Annotated in this window: 13 protein-coding genes; 6 read left to right on the forward strand and 7 right to left on the reverse strand. The window is 40.6% G+C overall.

The features are described 5' to 3' along the window. The 3 genes from ACM0OY_RS22190 to ACM0OY_RS22200 form a co-directional block, all read right to left on the reverse strand. Positions 1-1,336 (reverse strand): toll/interleukin-1 receptor domain-containing protein (locus ACM0OY_RS22190; RefSeq protein ID WP_414571003.1); only part of this gene is annotated, 1,336 nt, incomplete at its 3' end. A 348-nt stretch (positions 1,337-1,684) separates the two neighbouring features. Further along, positions 1,685-2,551, reverse strand: coding sequence for a calcium-binding protein (locus tag ACM0OY_RS22195; protein WP_414571004.1), 867 nt, complete (start codon positions 2,549-2,551; stop codon positions 1,685-1,687). Between the two features lie 135 nt (positions 2,552-2,686). Further along, positions 2,687-3,952, reverse strand: coding sequence for a glycosyltransferase family 4 protein (locus ACM0OY_RS22200; protein WP_414571005.1), 1,266 nt, complete (start codon positions 3,950-3,952; stop codon positions 2,687-2,689). 459 nt (positions 3,953-4,411) lie between these two features. Between ACM0OY_RS22200 and ACM0OY_RS22205 the strand changes: the two genes are divergently transcribed. After that, entirely contained in the window at positions 4,412-5,143 is a 732-nt protein-coding gene (locus ACM0OY_RS22205; RefSeq protein WP_414571043.1) for a DUF429 domain-containing protein, read from the forward strand. A gap of 104 nt (positions 5,144-5,247) precedes the next feature. Then, complete coding sequence (locus ACM0OY_RS22210) at positions 5,248-5,706, forward strand: DUF29 domain-containing protein (RefSeq protein ID WP_414571006.1); 459 nt, start codon at positions 5,248-5,250, stop codon at positions 5,704-5,706. A 225-nt stretch (positions 5,707-5,931) separates the two neighbouring features. Here the strand turns inward: ACM0OY_RS22210 and glgP are convergent, their stop codons facing one another. Both glgP and ACM0OY_RS22220 read right to left on the reverse strand, forming a co-directional pair. Next, complete coding sequence (gene glgP, locus ACM0OY_RS22215) at positions 5,932-8,496, reverse strand: alpha-glucan family phosphorylase (RefSeq protein WP_414571007.1); 2,565 nt, start codon at positions 8,494-8,496, stop codon at positions 5,932-5,934. 565 nt (positions 8,497-9,061) lie between these two features. Next, positions 9,062-9,385 (reverse strand): hypothetical protein, encoded by a 324-nt coding sequence (locus ACM0OY_RS22220; protein WP_414571008.1) that lies wholly within the window; start codon positions 9,383-9,385, stop codon positions 9,062-9,064. Positions 9,386-9,982: 597 nt separating this feature from the next. Between ACM0OY_RS22220 and ACM0OY_RS22225 the strand changes: the two genes are divergently transcribed. From ACM0OY_RS22225 to ACM0OY_RS22240, 4 genes are all read left to right on the forward strand, one after another. Next, entirely contained in the window at positions 9,983-10,111 is a 129-nt protein-coding gene (locus ACM0OY_RS22225) for a hypothetical protein (RefSeq protein WP_256091202.1), read from the forward strand. A gap of 649 nt (positions 10,112-10,760) precedes the next feature. Beyond that, positions 10,761-11,459: an acyltransferase gene (locus ACM0OY_RS22230; RefSeq protein ID WP_414571009.1), complete on the forward strand. Its 699-nt coding sequence runs from the start codon at positions 10,761-10,763 to the stop codon at positions 11,457-11,459. A gap of 426 nt (positions 11,460-11,885) precedes the next feature. Continuing rightward, positions 11,886-12,002: a photosystem II reaction center protein I gene (locus tag ACM0OY_RS22235; RefSeq protein WP_190955567.1), complete on the forward strand. Its 117-nt coding sequence runs from the start codon at positions 11,886-11,888 to the stop codon at positions 12,000-12,002. A gap of 181 nt (positions 12,003-12,183) precedes the next feature. Beyond that, on the forward strand, positions 12,184-14,796 hold the full coding sequence (locus tag ACM0OY_RS22240; RefSeq protein WP_414571010.1) for a DUF3769 domain-containing protein: 2,613 nt from the start codon (positions 12,184-12,186) through the stop codon (positions 14,794-14,796). Positions 14,797-14,872: 76 nt separating this feature from the next. Here ACM0OY_RS22240 and ACM0OY_RS22245 read toward each other — a convergent pair whose 3' ends face one another. Beyond that, complete coding sequence (locus ACM0OY_RS22245; RefSeq protein ID WP_414571011.1) at positions 14,873-16,378, reverse strand: ATP-binding protein; 1,506 nt, start codon at positions 16,376-16,378, stop codon at positions 14,873-14,875. Positions 16,379-16,388: 10 nt separating this feature from the next. Then, positions 16,389-19,181 carry a PAS domain S-box protein gene (locus tag ACM0OY_RS22250; protein WP_414571012.1) on the reverse strand — a complete coding sequence of 931 codons (2,793 nt, stop codon included), beginning with the start codon at positions 19,179-19,181 and terminating at the stop codon, positions 16,389-16,391. Positions 19,182-19,603: the final 422 nt, after the last annotated feature.

Below are 19,603 nucleotides of genomic sequence, written 5' to 3' on the forward strand. Positions count from 1 at the left end.
GCCCTTTGAGTTGAGCTAGCTGTTTACCAGTAGTGCTGTCCCACACACGGGCTGTCTTGTCATCACTCGCAGTGACAATCTTCTTGCCATCTGGGCTAAAACTGGCATTGATGACCAAACTTTGATGCCCTTTGAGTTCGCTTAGCTGCTGACCAGTACTGGTGTCCCACACTCTTGCTGTCTTGTCATCACTCGCAGTGACAATCTGTTTGCCATCTGGGCTAAAACTGGCATTGTTGACCAAACTTTGATGCCCTTTGAGTTCGGCTAGCTGCTTACCAGTACTGCTGTCCCACACACGGGCTGTGTTGTCATCACTCGCAGTGACAATCTTCTTGCCATCTGGGCTAAAACTGGCATTGCTGACCGTACTTTGATGCCCTGTAAGCTGCGTCCGCTCTCGGATATCGCTCAAAATTGTTTGTAAAGCCAAAATTGGGCTTACGGCTGGATATTCGGCTACGGGTCTATCCTTGACTAATGCTTGCAAGTCTTGTCCTGCACGCATAGCTGAGAGTAACGCTTCTATTTGTTGAAACTCAAACTGCTGTAAAGCTGCAACTCCCTCTCGCTCTAGCCTTGTGCCTTCCTGGGCTTCTTGAATTTTCTCTTGTGCTGTACGAATTGTTTTGCTTGCCCATACTCCTGCTATGACTGCCAATAATAAAGTTACACCCAGTATCCCAGAGCCAATGCGAACCATCTGGCTTGCTTTATGTCCAGCTTGCACCAATCTCTGTTGTGCGTCTTCTGCCTCACGGCTTTTGCTGATGTAATTTTTTTGTTGTTCGGTTAGCAGAGGTTCTTTAGCAGCACTTGTAGCTAACCATTGTTCTGCTTCTTGTAAATCACTGCCACGCAGCAAAAAGCTGTCGTTCCTTCCCTTATTTTCCCACTCCAGCGCCCGAACGAGTAAGCGTGTATGCGCTTTCACATATTCCAAATTCGTATCAATTGCTTGAATTAGCTTTGGGAAAACAGTATTGAAATCATCCTCTTGGCGAAAAAACAGCCAGTTGTGTCTGGAAAGTGCAGGATTAACCTGCTCCATGTCAAAACCTTCTCGCCGCACAATTGGTACAAGGCGCTTATTGTTTTTGACTGCATGATCTATCTCTTGATTGCAAACTTTTGAGACAACGGAATCTGGCGTAATCACAAACACAAAGGTATTAGTTGCCTCAATCCCTGCTTGAATTTCTGCCCACCAATCAGCAGTTAGGGGAATATCTTTCCAGTCTACCCAGGTTTCACGATTGTGAGCTTTGAGTGCATCTTGGAGAACAACAACGAACTCCTTGTCTCTGCGAGAATAAGAGATAAAAACGTCACTCATGCGAGTTGCTCTATAAAGGTCAAACTCAGATTGACCTAGTACAATTTCCTTTGGATTATGTTGTATTTCAAATCAACCTGATATCAGTTACTTCACTAAACTGTTTTTAAATTTCGGAAATTTGTAGGGTGCGTTATGGACGCAAGTCCTAACGCACCGAAAATCATTGACGGTGCGTTACGCTGGCGCGATAACGCACCCTACCAAATTAACTACGGTGTACACACAAGGGGGTAAAAATCCTCTTACAGCGACTATTTCAGTTGGAGGATTCAGGCGATCGCTATTTTCATGAAATTCAATAATTACCGTGCTGATTTCATCATTTTTATCACACACAGAATAGAGTTACCTTTCTACGAAACCTACTTGTCCTCCAATTAATCCAAGAAATCCTGTTCCAAAGTGCTGAATTTCCAAAAAACTTGCTTGTTCGGGTGAGGCTTTATAAACTTGAAATGTTTTCATGATTCCCAAAGTAGCAGCACTTTCTAGAGGGCCAATAAAGCTAGTATCTCGGTCGAGAAAATAAGGTTGATTAGCCCAATGAGCCATTTGATTTGCATTCAAAAAATAACAGCCTGAATGGGGATTTAGCGTCCGATTAAAAGTAATAGGCGTATTCATAATTGTACCCTTGAGTTCTTGTTGTTTCTGCACATTTTGAAAGGGAGCAGTGACTCGCAAAGCTAAATCTCCATCAATGTAAGCTTTGTGAACTAAACCATGAGGCGAGATTTCATAACGATTTGGCTGGAGTAAGTTCGAGTCACCTGCTTGTTGGCTAAACCAGTTTAATTTGACAAAAAACCAAGGGTCATGGATGATTAAATCATCTTCCAGAAAGCAATAGTAATCATATTTGCCAACATAACTTTGCAGAACAGCTTGGCACTCAAATCCTAAAAGCATAGGTTCTATATTGCTAGAATGATGCTTGTATAAATCGGATGGTACAGGAAGCTGATTCAAAAGATGATTATTTTGGGTTGTACAAATAACAATATCTAATTCGTGAGATTGGGGTTGATTAGCAGGGAAAGCTAATCGCTGAGCAATGTTAATAATACTTTGAGATTTACCAAATAATTGGTGCAACCCAGTAAGACTTTGACTTAAAGCTTGCAAACGAGGTTGGGGGTCTTTACGTTGGGAAGCATGACGACCTTCATCACTAGGTTTAAAAAAGTGGGCAATAGTAAGAAGAATTCGCATTTTTAATGTTATTAGTTATTAGTTATTAGTAGAGACGCGATTAATCGCGTCTGTACATTAGCAGAGACACGATTAATCGCGTCTGTACAATAGTCATTGGTCATTCGTAAATGCCCAATGCCATATTCCTAATATTTAATTTCCACCAAATCCTTTAGAAATTTTAGGAGTTTGGCGTTTTTTAGTATCAGAAATTTTATTAGCTAACATCCATTGCAAATGCTCTGGTAATAGTTTCGCCACATCATAATGTTTAAGAATTGTCGCTCGCGCATTGGCACGAATCGCATTCATTTCTTGAGGATTATCCAGCGCTTCTTCAACCCGATTAGCAATATTTTGGGGAGAAAAGAAATCTACTAGCAGTCCATTAATGCCATCTTGTATGACTTCTAAGACTGGCGCAGTTTTGGAAGCTACTAGCACGCATCCCACTGACATTGACTCTAACATCGACCAAGACAAAACAAAAGGACGGGTTAAATAAATATGAGCAGAAGAAGCTTGTAATACCTGAAGATATTCATGGTAAGGCAGGCTATCTGTAAAGTGCAGCCTTGATAAATCTAAAGATAATTTTTCGAGCATCAATTGTTTATAAGTCTTGCCATCGGGAAGATTTTTACCATAAGCAACTCTATCTTCTCCCACAACTACTACATGGCATTTGGGTCGCCGCTGCTGAATTAGAGCTACAGCTTCCATAAACTGAGGAAAACCTCTATAAGGTTCCATTCCTCGCCCTACATAAGTTACTAACTCTTCAACATGGGAAAGGTCGAGATTTATTCTTGGTAAAACTAATTTTGCATCTGGTTTGGGAGCAAAAAATTTCGTATCAACCCCGTCATGACAGACAGTGATTTTATCGTGAAATTCTTTAGGAAATTGTTGCCGTTGCCAATAGGTAGGAGAAAGCCCGCGATCGCAGCTATATAAATCAGTTAAAATCGGCGTATTTTTGACGCGAATTCGACATACATCATCAGCATTTAATGGTTCGTTCGGATCAAAATCTGCATCAGAACCGTGAGCATGATAAAACCACTCGAAATAACATAACAATTCGGCTTTGGGAAACACATCTTTCATAAACAAAGTCGGCCCCCAACCAGAATGGCCATAAATTATATCTGGAACGAAACCCTCAGCTTTTAATTTCTCTGCTATCCGATAAACAGCTTGGCCAGTAAGCACAGCATTTTCCAGGGTGCGAACGTAGTGGTGCGTTTGGGGAGCAGCTTCACGAGAAGGAGTGTAAATAGCTTTATTAACACCAAATATTTCTCCTTCACGACGATTTGTACCATAGACAACTTTGAAATTCTTATCCTTACCCAAAAACATGGCAAGGTTGCGAAATTGCGCGGGGAAGTTGGGATGTAAAAATAAAATCTGCATTGGAATAATTTTATATTGTGAAATAAAATAAAACAGGAGTCAGAATTCAGGAGTCAAAATTCAAAGTTCACAATCCGTAATTAGTTTAGAATAATTAGTACATAACAAAACTATTTTATTTGTAAAAATTTAAAATTATATATTCTCCAATTTGGAAATAAGCCTGGGATATTTTCTTTCCAGAATAATTAATTATAGTTATACCGATCTCAGCATATCTTAAAAATATTTAATTATTTTGGCTCCTGAATTCAGACAAGCTTTTTCAGATTATAAGATTATTTGCGATGATTTTTTCGCAATTAAATATTAGTTAACTTAAGTTTTTCTTGAATACTGATACTAAATTACCTCCAGAAGTAATATCTCCCTGGTCTTCCCGATTGAATGCAACTGAGCACTGTTTTAGTAAGCCGTTGCCACGAAATGCGAAAATAATTGCAAATTCGTCTGATGACCATGAAATTTATTGGCATTGATTTAGGCTGGAAATCCCAACCAAGTGGACTATGCTGTTTAGAATGGATAGATGGACAACTGCAACTACTCGATTTAGACCGCAAAGAAGCCATTGCAGATATCCTGACATGGATTGATGACAGTGTACAACCAGACGAACCAGCCATCATCGCTGTAGATGCACCCACCCTCATACCCAATGAGGCTGGAAGTCGCCTCCCCGACAAACTCACCCATAAATACTTTGGTAAATATCACGCCGGATGTTACCCAGCTAACAAAAACCTACCCTTTGCCGATCGCACCGTCAACTTTGGCTTAGAATTAGAATCTCGTGGCTATGTCCACGCACCCACCATCGAACCGCTAAAACTTGGCAGATATCAAATAGAAGTCTTTCCCCATCCAGCAATTGTTCATCTCTTCAACTTAGAACGCATCCTCAAATACAAAAAAGGACGCCTCAACGAACGCCGTTTAGAATTAATCAAACTTCAAAATTATCTTCTCGATATTCTCCCCTCTCTTTCTCCTCCTGTGATGCTGTGCAATTCGTTTTTTCTGGAAATTCCTAGCACAGGCGCAGCTCTCAAAGCAACTGAAGATAAACTAGATGGCCTAGTTTGCGCTTATGTTGCTGCATACTGGTGGTATTGGGGAGAAGAACGTAATTTGGTACTTGGCGATCGCACTACTGGCTATATTGTTATTCCTCAAAGAATTTTAACTTAAAATGAGCGTTGTAATGTAGATTTTATCCCACGCAGGGGAGGAGTGTTAGATTATAAGGTAAGAAAGCTGCAAACCCAATCTCCAGTCCTTTTTACCGAGGTTTTATGCAAGGAGTTAGTTCTAATTTGAGTTTAAAAGAGCTTTATGAAATTGATGAACATCTCTGGTTAGAGGAAACAATTAAACTATTGAAAGCCAATCATTTAGAACAATTAGATTTAGAAAATTTAATTGAGGAGTTAGAAAATTGGGTTCGGAGAGACAAAGCCAGGGTTGCTAGTTTACTAGAACAAGTTATTAGATATCTTTTATTGCTGCAATGTTGGACAGAAGAATCTCAATATAATTCTGGACATTGGAGAGCAGAAGTTAGAAGTTTTAGGACTCAGTTAAAACGGAACTTGACAACGAATTTATATCAATTTTTAGAAAAAGAATTGGCATCAATTTATGATGATGCTTTAGGGTATGTTATTGAGAAAACTGAAGGCAAATTAGATAACTTACCTCAATCTTGCACTTATACCTTAGAACAGCTATTAGATATTAATTATCTACCTTAAATTATATATAGGACTAGTATTTGATTTCTGAAAAAATCTAAGTATGTGTAGGGTGTGTTACGGCTTCCGTAACGCACCACCCGAAGGTTTTGGTGCGTTAGCCTACGGCATAACACACCCTACGTATATTTCAAAAATCAAATATGATTCCTATAGAAGAAAAGGCGTTGCTAAATTGAAATCAGCAACGCCTAATCTAGAGTATTCAAAAACTATTCAATTGTCTTATTCTGCCCAAGCAATCAACCTTGGTTCATAAGGATTGGCCAGATGTGGATTTTTCGGTAATACCCGCAAGGATAAGCCTTGCAAACCAGAAGTGGTGTAAGTAATATTACCCGTGTAGGTACTCAATCCTTGGGTATCTTCGCCTTGGTAATCCATCACCACTGGTACAGCGTTGACAATATCACCATTGGCATCGATGGCACCTTGATATAACTCTACTTGCACATCATCATTGTTCAAAGTTGCCAAGTCAACCTTAGCTTTCACAGCCACAGTTTGATTAACTTCAATATCCGCAGGTGTTGATACATCAATATCTTTGATTTTGATGTTGAACCAATGGTCGCTGAGTTTTGCTTTCCAAGCGGCTAGTTCTTTGGCTGGGGCATAGTTATCAACGGTCAGGGTATGATAGCGATCGCTAGCTGGAAAATAAGCTCTTTGTGCATATTCTCCTACCATCCGCGCTGTATTAAAGAATGGACAATTCAAGCGAATTGCATCCTTCATTTTGGCAACCCATGGCCGCGGTAAGCCATCACTATCGCGATGTTCATAAAATAGCGGTACGACTTCCTTCTCTAGCAAATCGTAGAGGGCGTTGGCTTCTACTTCATCTTGGTAGGTGGGATCGTCGTAATTTTCTCCATGTCCAATTGCCCAGCCTGTGCGGACGTAATCAGCTTCATCCCACCAACCATCTAGTACACTTAAATTCGGCAATCCATTCATTGAGGCTTTCATGCCACTGGTACCAGACGCTTCCCGCGGACGACGCGGTGTGTTTAACCAGATATCACAACCTGCTACCATCAACCGCGAAATGTGAATGTCGTAATTAGGAACAAACACTACCTGCTTTTCTAAATGCTGTTCGCGGATAAAGTGATTGATGTCGCGGATAAGTTCTTTTCCGGGAATATCTTTAGGATGCGCTTTACCGGCAATTACAAATTGCACCTTTCGGTGTTTGTTGGCTAATAAAATCCGCTTGATGCGTTCTACATCGCGCATCCACAAAGTAGCGCGTTTGTATGTGGCAAAGCGACGAGCAAAGCCAACGGTGAAGGCGTAAGGATCTAAAACTTCTTGGGCTTGGACAATTTCTGAAGGTGAAGCGCCGCGATCGCGTAAATGCTTCACCATATGCTCGCGCACATACAGTATCATGTCTAAGCGGCAGCGTTCGTGATTCCGCCACAATTCCTCATCGGGTATGGCGTCCATCCTCTCCCATAGTGGGCTATCTACTGGTGCTGATGACCAATTTGGCCCCAAGTAGCGATCGTATAACTCTTGAGTTGATTTGGCAACACAACTCCGAGCATGGACACCGTTGGTAATGGCGGCGATGGGCACTTCCTCTACTGGCACTTTCTTCCACAAGCCCTGGAACATTTGCCGGGACACGACGCCGTGCAGTTGTGCTACGCCGTTAGAAAATGTTGCCATTTTCAGCGCCAGCACTGCCATACTGAAAGGTGCAGATAAATCGCCAGTATTTTCGCGCCCTAACCCTAAAAACTGCTCTTTGGGCAAGTCAAAGATTTCTGCATAGTACCCCAGGTAGTACAAAACTTTATCGGGAGAAAACAAGTCAATACCTGCTGGTACTGGCGTGTGAGTGGTAAAGATATTGCTGGAAGCTACTACCTGTTTAGCTTCGGCATAATTTAATCCTTGTTCCTGAATCAGCAGCCGGATGCGTTCTAGGGCGGAGAAGGCGGCGTGACCTTCGTTCATGTGGTAGGCGGTGACGTTCAGCCCCAAGGCTTTGAGCATTTGCACGCCACCGATCCCCAGCATGATTTCCTGGTGGATACGCATGTCGATGTCGCCGCCATAGAGTTGGTCTGTGATGTCGTGGTCGTAGGGATTATTGGGTTCAATGTTGGTGTCTAGCAGATATAAAGGCACCATTCCCACCTGTACGCGCCAAACTCTGGCGTAGACCTTGCGCCCTGGATAGTCTACTGCAATCCGTAGTTCTGAACCATCTGGATTGCGCTCTGGGTGCAGGGGCATGTTGTAGAAATCGTTGATGGGGTAGCGTTCTTGCTGCCAACCATCAGCATTGAGATACTGGGCAAAGTAGCCTTGCTGGTAGAGTAAACCTACACCTACAAGCGGTAGCCCCAAGTCACTGGCAGATTTGAGGTGATCCCCCGCCAGAACGCCCAAGCCTCCAGAATAGACGGGCAAGCAATCAACAAGTCCGAATTCCGCCGAAAAATAGGCGTAGCATTCTTTTGGTTTATTTTCCCGTTGTTTCTGATACCAGGTGCGCTCTTGCAAATAATCTTCTAACTGACGGTTAGCTCGATCCATTTGCGCTAGGAAGCCTTCGTCTTCGACAACTTCCAAAAGCCGCGCCTGAGAAATAGTACCCAGCATCAACACCGGGTTATGACGGCTAGACTCCCACAGGTCGGAATCTAAGCGACGAAATAAATCTTTAGTCTCAACGTTCCAATCCCAGTGCAAGTTATATGCCAGCCGCCGCAGCGGTTCTAGTCGCGGCGGTAGTGAGGGAGAAACATTGAATGTGCGAATTGGCTGCATAGGTTGGCAAGACTCCAAGTTTAGCTATGGTTATTGTTTACTTTCTTTACCAATGTTGCCAATTCTTTATAGTGTAGTTTGTGAAGAAGCCATGACTTTGTTAAGCATTGAAAACTTTTCTTAACCTCGTTGCGAGAGTTTACACCAAGGTGTTTTTTATTCTATGCGTTACGACAAGCCATGTACTTGGTATATTAAAATTTAATCATTTACTGGCATGTATCATTTAAGATAATTTGCTTTGCAATAAATTATTTATATTTATTTTAGTATTCGTTTCGGGGATCAATTATTGTGTCTTAGCGGAGCCTTGGAGTTTATCATCCTCATTGTAGTAATAAGAAAAAATTAATTATTTTTTAATAAAATTGTGCTGATACAGAGTCGTCAGAATGGATAGGTTAGGGTTAACCTAAATTTATGCGATCGCATCTAATTGTTTCACACAGCCGACAATTCGTACTGACTAAAACTCTAGCAAGCCGTTAAGCAGAAAAAGGGATAGCCAACCACTTAGTATCAAACATTGATACTACAACAGGAAAACAATTTAATAAATGTTATCTTATGCACCTAGTGAAGGCTGATCCTTAGTATTTTTTGACATTGTGAGAGCTATGGCTGCTGCATAGGCAATCTCCGCGGCCATTTGATAAGCAAGTTTAATACTTGATGAAGCGTCCTTGGTTTTAGGACGAGGAGAAACTTTTTTGCGCCGCGATTCTTGCTTGACATCGCCTGCTACAACCGATCGTTGTAATAATATCCAAGCATCTAGATCCTCAGAATCATAATCACTTTGAATTAGCGATCGGATTTCGTCTTCAGCTACAATACTCAGGTAACCTGTAGCCAGAGCTTGTTCTACAATTTCTTTAATTAAAGCCATAATCTTAGACCAAGTGTGTGAGTTAAAACCGATACCTCAATTTCTGCAATTGCATCTTGCTTAGTCAACTTTTCCCTGAAACTCTGATACGTTTTAGCTTTCAATAAAATTTATAACAACCAGTCCCAAGCACGCATCACCCGCTTGGCTCACCCGTTTGGGTGATTTACAAATTTTGAGATATAAGTAACAGGGAAGAAGATAATTTTTAGCTTTTTGTTTGTTTCAGAAAGAGGGTGTCATTCAGTATAGTAGATATCATTTTGAATTTAACAGAAACTAAAAATTTTTTTAGAGTTAGGTGACGGTATAAATATCAACAAAATGGCATTAGTAATTAGTCATTAGTCATTATTTTCCCTGTAACCCTCTGCCCCTGTGCCCTGCATCCCTATTTCCTAATTAGCGATCGCTTCCGTAAAAAACTTAGCTGATTTTCAGATTTTTTATCAGTAAATAACCTGAAAATCAACTTACTTTCAGAAGATTGCACCACTAAAAATAAAATGTGTTATCGTTAAAAACAATTGTAATAAAAAGCTATTCATCTAATTTATAAGGATGAATTGGTTGGTCTGTAAATCATCCGTGTGCAACATGATTGGAGCAGCATACTCTAGAAATTCGTTGCAAGAAAGCCGTCATAGCAGTCGGGGAAGCGCTTACTTGTTTGCACCGATGGTTAACTTCAATGTGATGGCTGATGTGGGAGATAATCCACCTTAATTGGATTTTATTTGGGCAGAACTACCCATCAAAATCCAACAATAATTACATATTCTGCTAGACATAAATTGTTTCTGAATTTTAAAGAGTCTAGTTAAATGTATTTTTGTTACCAAATAGCTTGTAGGACTTAGTTGTTTTAAAATACTAAAACCGCCTGATAATAAGTAACCTTCAGGGAAACAACTCTATGCGTAGTTGTGTAACAAGCTTTAAAAATTTTTTGCCCGATAACCAAAACAGTAGCCTATCTCAACTAGGAAATATTCCTATCAGACAAGTTAATAGTCTGAGCTTTGACTCTGCGATGCACTGATGTTGTTTTGTTAATTCAGTCTCCTGAAAAATCAGCAAAACTTTTGCGTAACTTGACTGTTGCGAAAGCTTCTAGCGATTGAAGCAATTGTGTATATCAGTTGAGTAACTATGCCATATAAAAGTTAAAAAAAAATGTTCGCATAGTTAAAGCCAGACATAGGTTTTTCTAAATTGGTAAACCCATTTAGAAACCTTGGGTAATACATTAATACCGCTAATTTACATCAGGTATTAAGACATACCAATACCAATGGTATGGCTGCGAGATTCGGATACAACCCAAAAAAGCTTCAAAACTTTCAAGAACAATTGATTGAAGAGATATGTAACCATGTATAACGAGCAATATTTCTCAAAAATTCAACGCACCCAAGAACTTTTAGTTACTACAGTATTAGGAGATATTCCTACACTCCTTCTCGGGCCAAAATTACGAAATTTAGTATATCGTACTATTTTTGCGAAAATAGGTAGCCCAGTTTATATTCAAAATGGTGTTGAGTTTAACGGTACTTCTTGTATTGAAATTGGCAGTGGAGTATATATTTTCAAAGGTGTGCGGTTAGATGCTAGCGGACACAAAAATAATAAAATTCATCTAGCGAATAAAGTCGCTATTGAACGTAATGTTGATATCGGCTGTTTGTCAGATACGTGTATACATATTGATGAAGACACCTTTATTGGTCCCAACGCGTGTATTGAAGGCCCAGGAGACATTAAAATTGGCAAACACTGTATGATTGCTGCCCACTCAGGGATATATGCCAATAATCATAACTTTGCCGATCCAATGCAACCGATGAAATACCAAGGTGTGACTCGCAAGGGAATTGTAATTGAGGATGACTGCTGGCTAGGACATGGAGTAACAGTATTAGATGGCGTTACCATTGGTCAAGGCAGTGTGATTGGTGCGGGAGCAGTTGTCAATAAAGATATTCCTCCTTTTTCCGTTGCTGTAGGCATACCTGCACGAGTCATCAAAAATCGAATTGGCAAGAATTTAGCAAAACTTCAGGAGAAATAGGGAATTGGGCATGGGGCATGGGGCATGGGGCATGGGTACGGTCAGTGTTCCCTGTAAACTCTACTTTTTTGGGAAACTTATGTTGTTAGTCAACGTCACAAGAATAGCCAGTCTCTGAGTTATTTTTTAGGGACATCTAGCAAGTCAGACACGCACCATTTTCAATAAACTTGGGCATAGCCTATGCCCCATACTTCGGCTTACCTCGACTCCCTTCTCTACGAGAGGCTGCGCCAACGGCTACGCTTAGCACAAGTCAGGGCAAGTCGCTCGGCACAAGTCGCTCAGTACAAGTGCCCCATACCCAATCCCCAGAATCTCGTCTCAAAAAGGGACGAGATGTGGGTAATATAAAGTAGCTACTTTTTCTGCATGGCAGATACTGAAAGAAAAGCTCTCTTTGTCATACCCGTTGGAGATATTTGTATGGTGACTTTAAAAATCGTTGTTTATATTGTTGTTGCCTTCTTTGTAGCTATCTTCGTCTTCGGATTTTTGTCGAACGACCCAGCTCGTAACCCCGGTCGTCGGGACTTGGAGTAAAAGAGCGATAAATTATCCATAAGTTTGGAAGGCGGAAAATACTCAACGCCACGGAAACTTACTAGGTTAAAGTTAGTAAGTTTCCTGCTCCAAGTAGCAGAAGGCGACAGTCGAAAGGCAAAATGTATATTCATGCTTTTGTTCGCCATTTGGCTGTTTGTTAGCTCGATTTTGCTCAAATATGCTTCATCCAGTTCTGCCGCCCGATCCGCCTCCTATTCTCGAACCTTTACAACCTGCCAATCCTGTCTCATCTGTTAGTGATACCCAGTCTGCTTCAGGTGTCAAGACTGGGATACACTTAAACACAGACAGATCCAAGCATCACCTGGATTTGGCTCAGTTGACGATCGCAGGTGAGACGAAAAGTTATCCGCGATCGCCAACTTCGCTTGGCTCAACTGGCCATAGGCTTTTAGTCGCCGAAACTCCGTCTGCACCCGATCCACCAAAAACTTTCCCACCAGAATTTTCCTCTGTCAACACCTCTCAAAGTGCCGCACTTCTGGGGCAATCTCTAGAAGTTGGTTATCCCACGCAGCAAGTTCAGATTTTTAATGTTGCTGAAAAAGAAGATACAAAGGTAGACAGACCCAGGGACGCTCTGACACAGGGACACACACAAGGAGAGCCTGAAGCATCTGAAGAACCCCAAGAGCGATCGCCAAATCCCAACTTTAGCAATCAAGAAAAACAAACCTCATTAGACTCTCCTGACTCTACTGTGTCAGAGCGTCAGAGCGTCAGAGCGTCACCCTCTCCTGTTTCTGCATCAAATTCTCAATCAGTACAAAATTTAATACAATTCAAATCTCGCAACCCAACAAACAAACTTTCTGCGCCCTTCACTGTAGAATTTTATTCCCAAACCCAAACACCAACACCTACGCCACAAGTAGACACTACAAATCAGCCACAAGTGCCAGCTAGTACGCCGCCAGTCGCTGCACCAAGAATTGTGGAAGTGACCTCAGATCGGCAGGAGTATGACGAACAACGGCGGATTATTACGGCTGTTGGTAATGTGGTTGTACGATTTGATGGAGCGGTAGTAGATGCGGATCGCCTGCAAGTCAATTTGGATAACTTGATTGCTGCGGGGGAAGGTAATGTAACTCTGACACGGGGCGATCAAGTACTACGGGGACAACGTTTTACCTATAACTTTGTTCAAGATAGCGGGGAAATGCTAAATGGTAGCGGGGAAATTTACGTACCCTCAGCCACTACAGACTTTGCTTTCTCATCCACAGATATAACCACTGGTGGAGTCCCACAACGTCCGCCAAGCGATCGCATTATAGCCAATCAGCCGCTTTCAGGTGTCAGCAGTCCTGGAGGAATTGATATCACAGTTGGTGGTCAGTCAGAAGCCAGCAACCTCCCACCTCCAAAAGCTGGGGGTGCAGTCAAGCGCCTGAGGTTTGAAGCCCAACAGATTGACTTTTATTCTCAAGGCTGGCAAGCAAGCGATGTCCGCATCACTAATGACCCTTTTTCCCCCCCAGAACTAGAGTTACGTGCAGATAAAGTCACTTCGACGCGGGAATCACCCTTGGTAGACCGTATCCAGACACGGGGACAGCGTTTGGTATTAGATCAAACGATCTCGTTACCAATTCCCCTAAATGAGCGGAAGATTGACCGTCGGGAGCGAGATGTTACACCTTTTATAGTCTCTCCCGGCTATGACGGAGAAGACCGGGGTGGTTTTTATGTTGAGCGTGGCTTTCCAGTCATCGATACAGAACAGACACGCTGGACAATCACGCCCCAGTTATTTGTACAAAGGGCTATAGAAGGAAGGGAGAACTTAAGCGCAATATTTGGTGTCAGAACCAGGATAAATTCTGTTTTGAGTCCACGAACTGTAATTCAAGGTACTGGAGAGTTAACCAGTTTTGACTTCGACAACGTAGAAGACAGTTTTCGGGCGAATTTGGGATTGCGCCAAATATTAGGCGATCGCCTTCCTCATCTGTTGAATTTGCAATATAATTACCGCGATCGTCTCTACAACGGTTCCCTTGGCTTTCAAGACGTTCAGAGTAGTTTTGGTGGCCTGATTAGCTCTCCTGTGATTCCTCTAGGGAAAAGTGGCATCAACCTCAGCTATCAAGCAAGTGCCCAGTATATCGATGCCAACACGGATCGCTTAGACTTACTAGAACCAGTGCGGGACAACAATCGCATCTCACTAGGTCGCCTACAAGCCAGTGCTGCCCTAAGTACTGGATTGCGACTGTGGCAGGGAAAACCATTAGCACCCACTCCTAGTGAGGGATTACGATACACGCCTAGCCCTGTGGTTCCTTACTTGCAAGCGATCGCTGGCGTCACAGGCACTACCAGTTATTACACCAATGGAGACAACCAAAGCACCCTAACTGGTACAATTGGCTTACAAGGGCAAATTGGCCATTTTTCTCGACCCTTTTTAGACTATACAAGTTTTAGTATCATTTATTCTCAAGGTTTAAATAACGGATTATCACCTTTTTTATTCGATCGCTTGGTTGACGAAAAAGTATTGACTGCTGGAATTACACAGCAAATCTATGGGCCTCTGCGCTTAGGCTTTCAAACATCAATTAACTTAGATACAGGTAAAGAATCTAGCACCGACTACATTGTGGAATATAGCCGCCGCACCTATGGCATTACCTTGCGTTACAATCCGGTACTGGAGTTAGGTGCTTTGAGCGTCCGAATTAGTGACTTTAACTGGAATGGCGGCACAGATCCATTTTCTGAAATTAAGCCAGTAGTGGGCGGCGTGCAACAGAATTATTAATCAAAATGGGCAAACAGGGCATTGGGTCATTCTCCGCCTCTCCTTGTCCCCGCGTCTCCCTCATCTTCCCCATGCCCTATTCTAATGATTCGGGATTTAAAGGCAAAATTACTGTAAATGTAGTACCGACACCAACTTGACTTGTAAAGCTAATTTGACCTCCGTGAGCATCAACGCATCTTTTAACAATAACTAACCCCAATCCGGTGCCTTGAATTGATTGGACATTTGAGGCTCGGTAGAATGATTCAAAAAGTCGGGCTTGGTCTGCTTCGGGAATACCAATTCCTTGATCTTGAATATAAAAAATTGCTACTTTATCCGTAGGATCGCATATTACATCGAAGTGAATATTGTCACCGCTGGGAGAATATTTGACTGCGTTTGACAGTAAATTCACGAACATGTAATGCAAGAGCCGTTCATCCATCACTGCGTTCGTATTCTCACTATGACAAGTAAAAATAATTTGACTGACACTATTTATAACAGTAGAAAAATCTTCGATTAGTTCTATACAGAATTGTTCTAAGTGAATTGGAGCAGGATTGCATACCAGTTTTCCTGCCTCTGCATGACCCATAAATAGCACCTCTTCCATGAGTTGGTTCATGGATTGCACAGCTCCTTGAATGCGGTTTAAATAGGTGCTTCTTTTAATATCTGTCAACCGCGATCCTTGAATTTCTATCAGTTCTACTGCTGTTTGAATAACTGTTAGGGGATTACGGAACTCATGAGATACGGTCGAAATAAATAAAGACTTAAGACGATTAAGTTCTTGCTCCTTTTCTAATGCTTGCTCTAGCAATTGTGCTTGACGCCGTTCGCTAAGATCCCAAAAAACAACTACTACACCATTTATCTGGTCAGGACGCCGCCTCAATGGTGAGGCACTATCGCCAATGGGAACTCTTTTTCCATCTCTAGTAATCAGAGATGTGAATTCCCCCAAATAAACAACCTGTTGTTCTCGTAGCACTTTTGTGACGGGGTTTTCTAAGGTAGTTTCTGTGACTTCATCGACAATATGAAAAATATTTGACACTTCATTGCCTAAAGCATCTTCTTGCTGCCATCCAGTTATCGCCTCAGCTGCGGGATTCATGAATGTCACCATTCCTTGTTCATTGGTGGCAATTACAGCATCACTCATGGAGTTTAAAAGAGTTGCTAACTGATCTCGATTCTCCCGTAGTTCGCGTTCTAACTGGTGTTTTAATAAACCGATTTCAATAGCTATTCTTAAATCTTTTGTAGTAAATGGTTTAATAATATATCCGAAAGGTTGAGTAACTTTTGCTCTTTCTAGAGTATTTTCATCACCATATGCAGTGAGAAAAATCACGGGAACATCTAGTTGTTCACGAATATGAGTGGCAGTAGCAATACCGTCCATCTCTCCTTTTAGGATAATATCCATTAGTATTAGTTCTGGTTGAGTCTCCCACGCTTTGGCAATGGCAACTTTTCCAGAGGAAGCTGTACCTGTGACAATGTACCCTAGTTGGCTGAGTTGGCTGGCAATAGTTCTAGCCACAATCACTTCATCTTCAACAACTAAAATCCTAGCTTGAGCCATTTGATATTTACTAATCCAAAGTTAACTGCGTGAATTGGATTTTGAATACTGTTCCACGATCGCGTTCTAGAGTAATCTCACCTTCGAGTTGTTCTGTAACTAAGTCATACACTAAAGAGAGACCCAAAGAACTAGTATTTCTCCAATCTAAATTATCTGGTAAACCAATACCATTGTCTTGAATAGTCATCTCGATACTATTATTAAGATTTCGTAAAGCAATATGAATTGTGCCTGCTTGTTGGTTGGGAAAAGCGTGCTTGAGGGCATTGGAGATTAATTCGTTGATCACTAGTCCACAGGCAATGGCTTGGTCAATATTCAAACTAACTGAATCTATATCAGTTTCTAAGCCAATTCTACCGGGAACTATTTGATAAGAAATTAACAGGCTTGCTGCCAAATTGTGGATATACTCACCAACATCAATTTGTCCGATATCAGGGGAAGTATATAAATTTTTGTGAATTAGAGATATGGACTCGATGCGATTCTGACTTTCTCTGAGAACTTTAATTACTTCTGGATCTTGAATTGTGTGAGACTGGAGTTGCAATAAGCTAGAGACAATCTGCAAATTATTTTTAACTCGGTGATGTACTTCTTTTAACAGAACTTCTTTTTCAGCTAAAGCACTTCTGAGCTTTACTTCCGCTTTTTGTCTTTGAACAAGTTCAGTTTGAGCTTGCTCAAAGATGCTGGATTGTTGAATGGCGATCGCCAATTGTACTGTCACTTGATCGAGCAAATCTAATTGATTTTCTTCCCATTCTCGAAAACGTGAACATTGGTGAGCGATTAGTAAACCCCAAAGGTGAGAACCAGGGTTTTGAGAGCTTACTTCAAGTAAAATGGGCACGACTAAATTTGCTTTGACATCAAACCTTTCTAATAACTCAATATGGCAATCAGTTAGTCCAGCTTGATAAATATTAGCGATTGCTCCTTTGCGTCCTTGATAATACTCGCCTCCTGCGCCTGCTTGAAAACAAGTATCATGAATCTCTACGCCTAAAGAGACTGTCCATCCAGGCTCTACAGATTCTGCCATAATTGTGCCGATCATCTCTCGGTCAAACTGATAAACTACCACTCGTTCAACCTTCAACAAATCTCGCACTTCTTCAACTGTTGCAGTGAGAATATCTTGCAGATTCAAAGATTGACGAATCCTTTGAGCAACAGTCCGCATCAATTGTTCTCGTTCGGCTTGAGCAATAATCGCAAGTTCACTTCGCTTACGTTCTGTGATGTCTTGGCCAATACCGATAATTTGACCATTTGGAAGTTTAACATTCGTCCAAGATGTATCTAGTAAATGACCATCCCGTACCCGAATTTTAAAATCACCCCAATTGCGTTGTGCAGACTGAATAAAGTTAATTACATGCTGACGATATTCAGGATTAGGATATAAGAATTCTAGAACATTAGAATTTTGGAAATCTTGGAATTTCCACCCTAAAACACTTTCCCATTCTTGGTTCACCCACTGAAGTTTGCCACTAGTATTAATGAGTGCAATCATCAAAGGTATGTTTTCAAAAATTAACCGCAAAAATTCGTTTTGCTCTTGGAGTTTTGTTTCTACGTTTTTGAGATATGTGATATCATTAAATAATGTCAATATTGCTGATTCGTTGTTAAAATTTAAATATTCTAGTGAAGCAATCGCCCAAAAATAGCTGCCATCCGATCTTTTTAAATTAAGTTCATAATTACGAATATATCCATCCCGTTCGAGAGCTTCTAACAATGCTGATAAATCTGTTGAATTTTGGTAAAAATCTAATATTTTTTTGTGATTAACTAAATCTATCTCTGACAATTTAAATGTTTTAATGAACTCTTGATTTGCATATAAAATTAAGCCGTCAGACACACGCGAAATCATTAATGGAATAGGAATAACTGCCGAAATAGCTCTAAATCTAGCTTCGCTTTCCTCAAGATTTATTTCGATTTGTTTGTGTTCCGTAACATCTTTTATATGAACCAACTGAGCCTTGTGTTTACTATAATCTATTGCATGTGAAACAATTTCCACATCTATAATCTGTCCGTTTTTGCGACGATGTTGCCCAGAAAAATGTAAATTATAATTTTTTTCCGCTAAATATTTCAGCACTCCAGGCACATCTACTACAGGGCGAATATCAGTTATTCGCATTTCTAAAAACTCTTCTCGTGAGTAGCCATAGTGAACAGTAGCAGCTTCATTCACATCTAAAAATCTCAGATTATTTTCATCATACACCCACATAGGGTTAGGATTTTTAGAGAAAAGTAGATTAAAACTTTTTTGGCTATCGTCAAGATTTTTTTGCTTATGTAACTCTAAATTATTGATTATTTGTTGAGCTAAATTTTGTAAAGCTACTTGCTCCTTAAAATTCAAATTTCGTGCAACAAAATCAATTACACAAAGAGTGCCTAATGCAAAGCCATTAGAGGTAATTAGAGGAACTCCTGCATAGAAGCGAAAACAATTATTTGATGTGACAAAGGGATTTGTGGCAAACCGTTCATCCTGCAAAGTATCTGGAATTATTAATATGTCATTTTGTAAAATTGTATAATTTCCAAAGGAAATGTTTCGCGCAACTTCCGATGTAGTTACTCCAATTTTTGACTTAAACCACTCGCGTTCTGCATCGACTAGAGTAATCAAAGCAATTGGTGTTTCACAAAAGTTAGCAGCTATTTGAGCTAGTCCATCAAAAACTTCTTCTGGGGGTGTATCTAAAATTTGATACTCATTAACTACTTTTAGTCGTTGCCTTTCATTTTCAGGAAATAACATCTATCGTTGTGTGAAAAAAATTTTGTATACTTAACCTTGATATATAAATCTGCTTTGATTTTTGAATTTCTTTGCTCTCATAAGGGAGTATGCAATAGAAAATCAGCTTTTTGAGTGGAGGGCGAGTTTTTTCAGAAATAAAATATGAGTTGTATATATTTGGATTTTAGAAAATCTGGCTTTAATCGAAAATTATTACTTTTATTAAATAGTTATTTTATTACCTTCAATTAGCTAAAATATATTTTTTAGTTAACAAGTTTTTTGGATAAATTCATAATTGATTTAGAGAGTATTCTTAAGATATTTATTCTACTTGATTTTAAATAAGCATTCGCAATGATTTAAACAAGTTTTATAAAAAAACAAACAATCTTCACTGCTACTATACACGTATTACATAGTTTTTTATGTTACATTAA

The sequence above is a fragment of the Nostoc sp. CCY 9925 genome, from assembly GCF_963920935.1.
In the GTDB taxonomy this organism is placed as follows: Bacteria; Cyanobacteriota; Cyanobacteriia; order Cyanobacteriales; family Nostocaceae; genus Nostoc.

Excerpts from the sequence above, each read along its gene's own strand:
- ACM0OY_RS22195 (WP_414571004.1), bottom strand. The coding sequence starts at position 2,551 with ATGCGAATTCTTCTTACTATTGCCCACTTTTTTAAACCTAGTGATGAA.
- ACM0OY_RS22200 (WP_414571005.1), bottom strand. The coding sequence starts at position 3,952 with ATGCAGATTTTATTTTTACATCCCAACTTCCCCGCGCAATTTCGCAAC.
- ACM0OY_RS22205 (WP_414571043.1), top strand. The coding sequence starts at position 4,412 with ATGAAATTTATTGGCATTGATTTAGGCTGGAAATCCCAACCAAGTGGA.
- ACM0OY_RS22210 (WP_414571006.1), top strand. The coding sequence starts at position 5,248 with ATGCAAGGAGTTAGTTCTAATTTGAGTTTAAAAGAGCTTTATGAAATT.
- glgP (WP_414571007.1), bottom strand. The coding sequence starts at position 8,496 with ATGCAGCCAATTCGCACATTCAATGTTTCTCCCTCACTACCGCCGCGA.
- ACM0OY_RS22220 (WP_414571008.1), bottom strand. The coding sequence starts at position 9,385 with ATGGCTTTAATTAAAGAAATTGTAGAACAAGCTCTGGCTACAGGTTAC.
- ACM0OY_RS22225 (WP_256091202.1), top strand. The coding sequence starts at position 9,983 with ATGATTGGAGCAGCATACTCTAGAAATTCGTTGCAAGAAAGCCGTCAT.
- ACM0OY_RS22230 (WP_414571009.1), top strand. The coding sequence starts at position 10,761 with ATGTATAACGAGCAATATTTCTCAAAAATTCAACGCACCCAAGAACTT.
- ACM0OY_RS22235 (WP_190955567.1), top strand. The coding sequence starts at position 11,886 with ATGGTGACTTTAAAAATCGTTGTTTATATTGTTGTTGCCTTCTTTGTA.
- ACM0OY_RS22240 (WP_414571010.1), top strand. The coding sequence starts at position 12,184 with ATGCTTCATCCAGTTCTGCCGCCCGATCCGCCTCCTATTCTCGAACCT.
- ACM0OY_RS22245 (WP_414571011.1), bottom strand. The coding sequence starts at position 16,378 with ATGGCTCAAGCTAGGATTTTAGTTGTTGAAGATGAAGTGATTGTGGCT.
- ACM0OY_RS22250 (WP_414571012.1), bottom strand. The coding sequence starts at position 19,181 with ATGTTATTTCCTGAAAATGAAAGGCAACGACTAAAAGTAGTTAATGAG.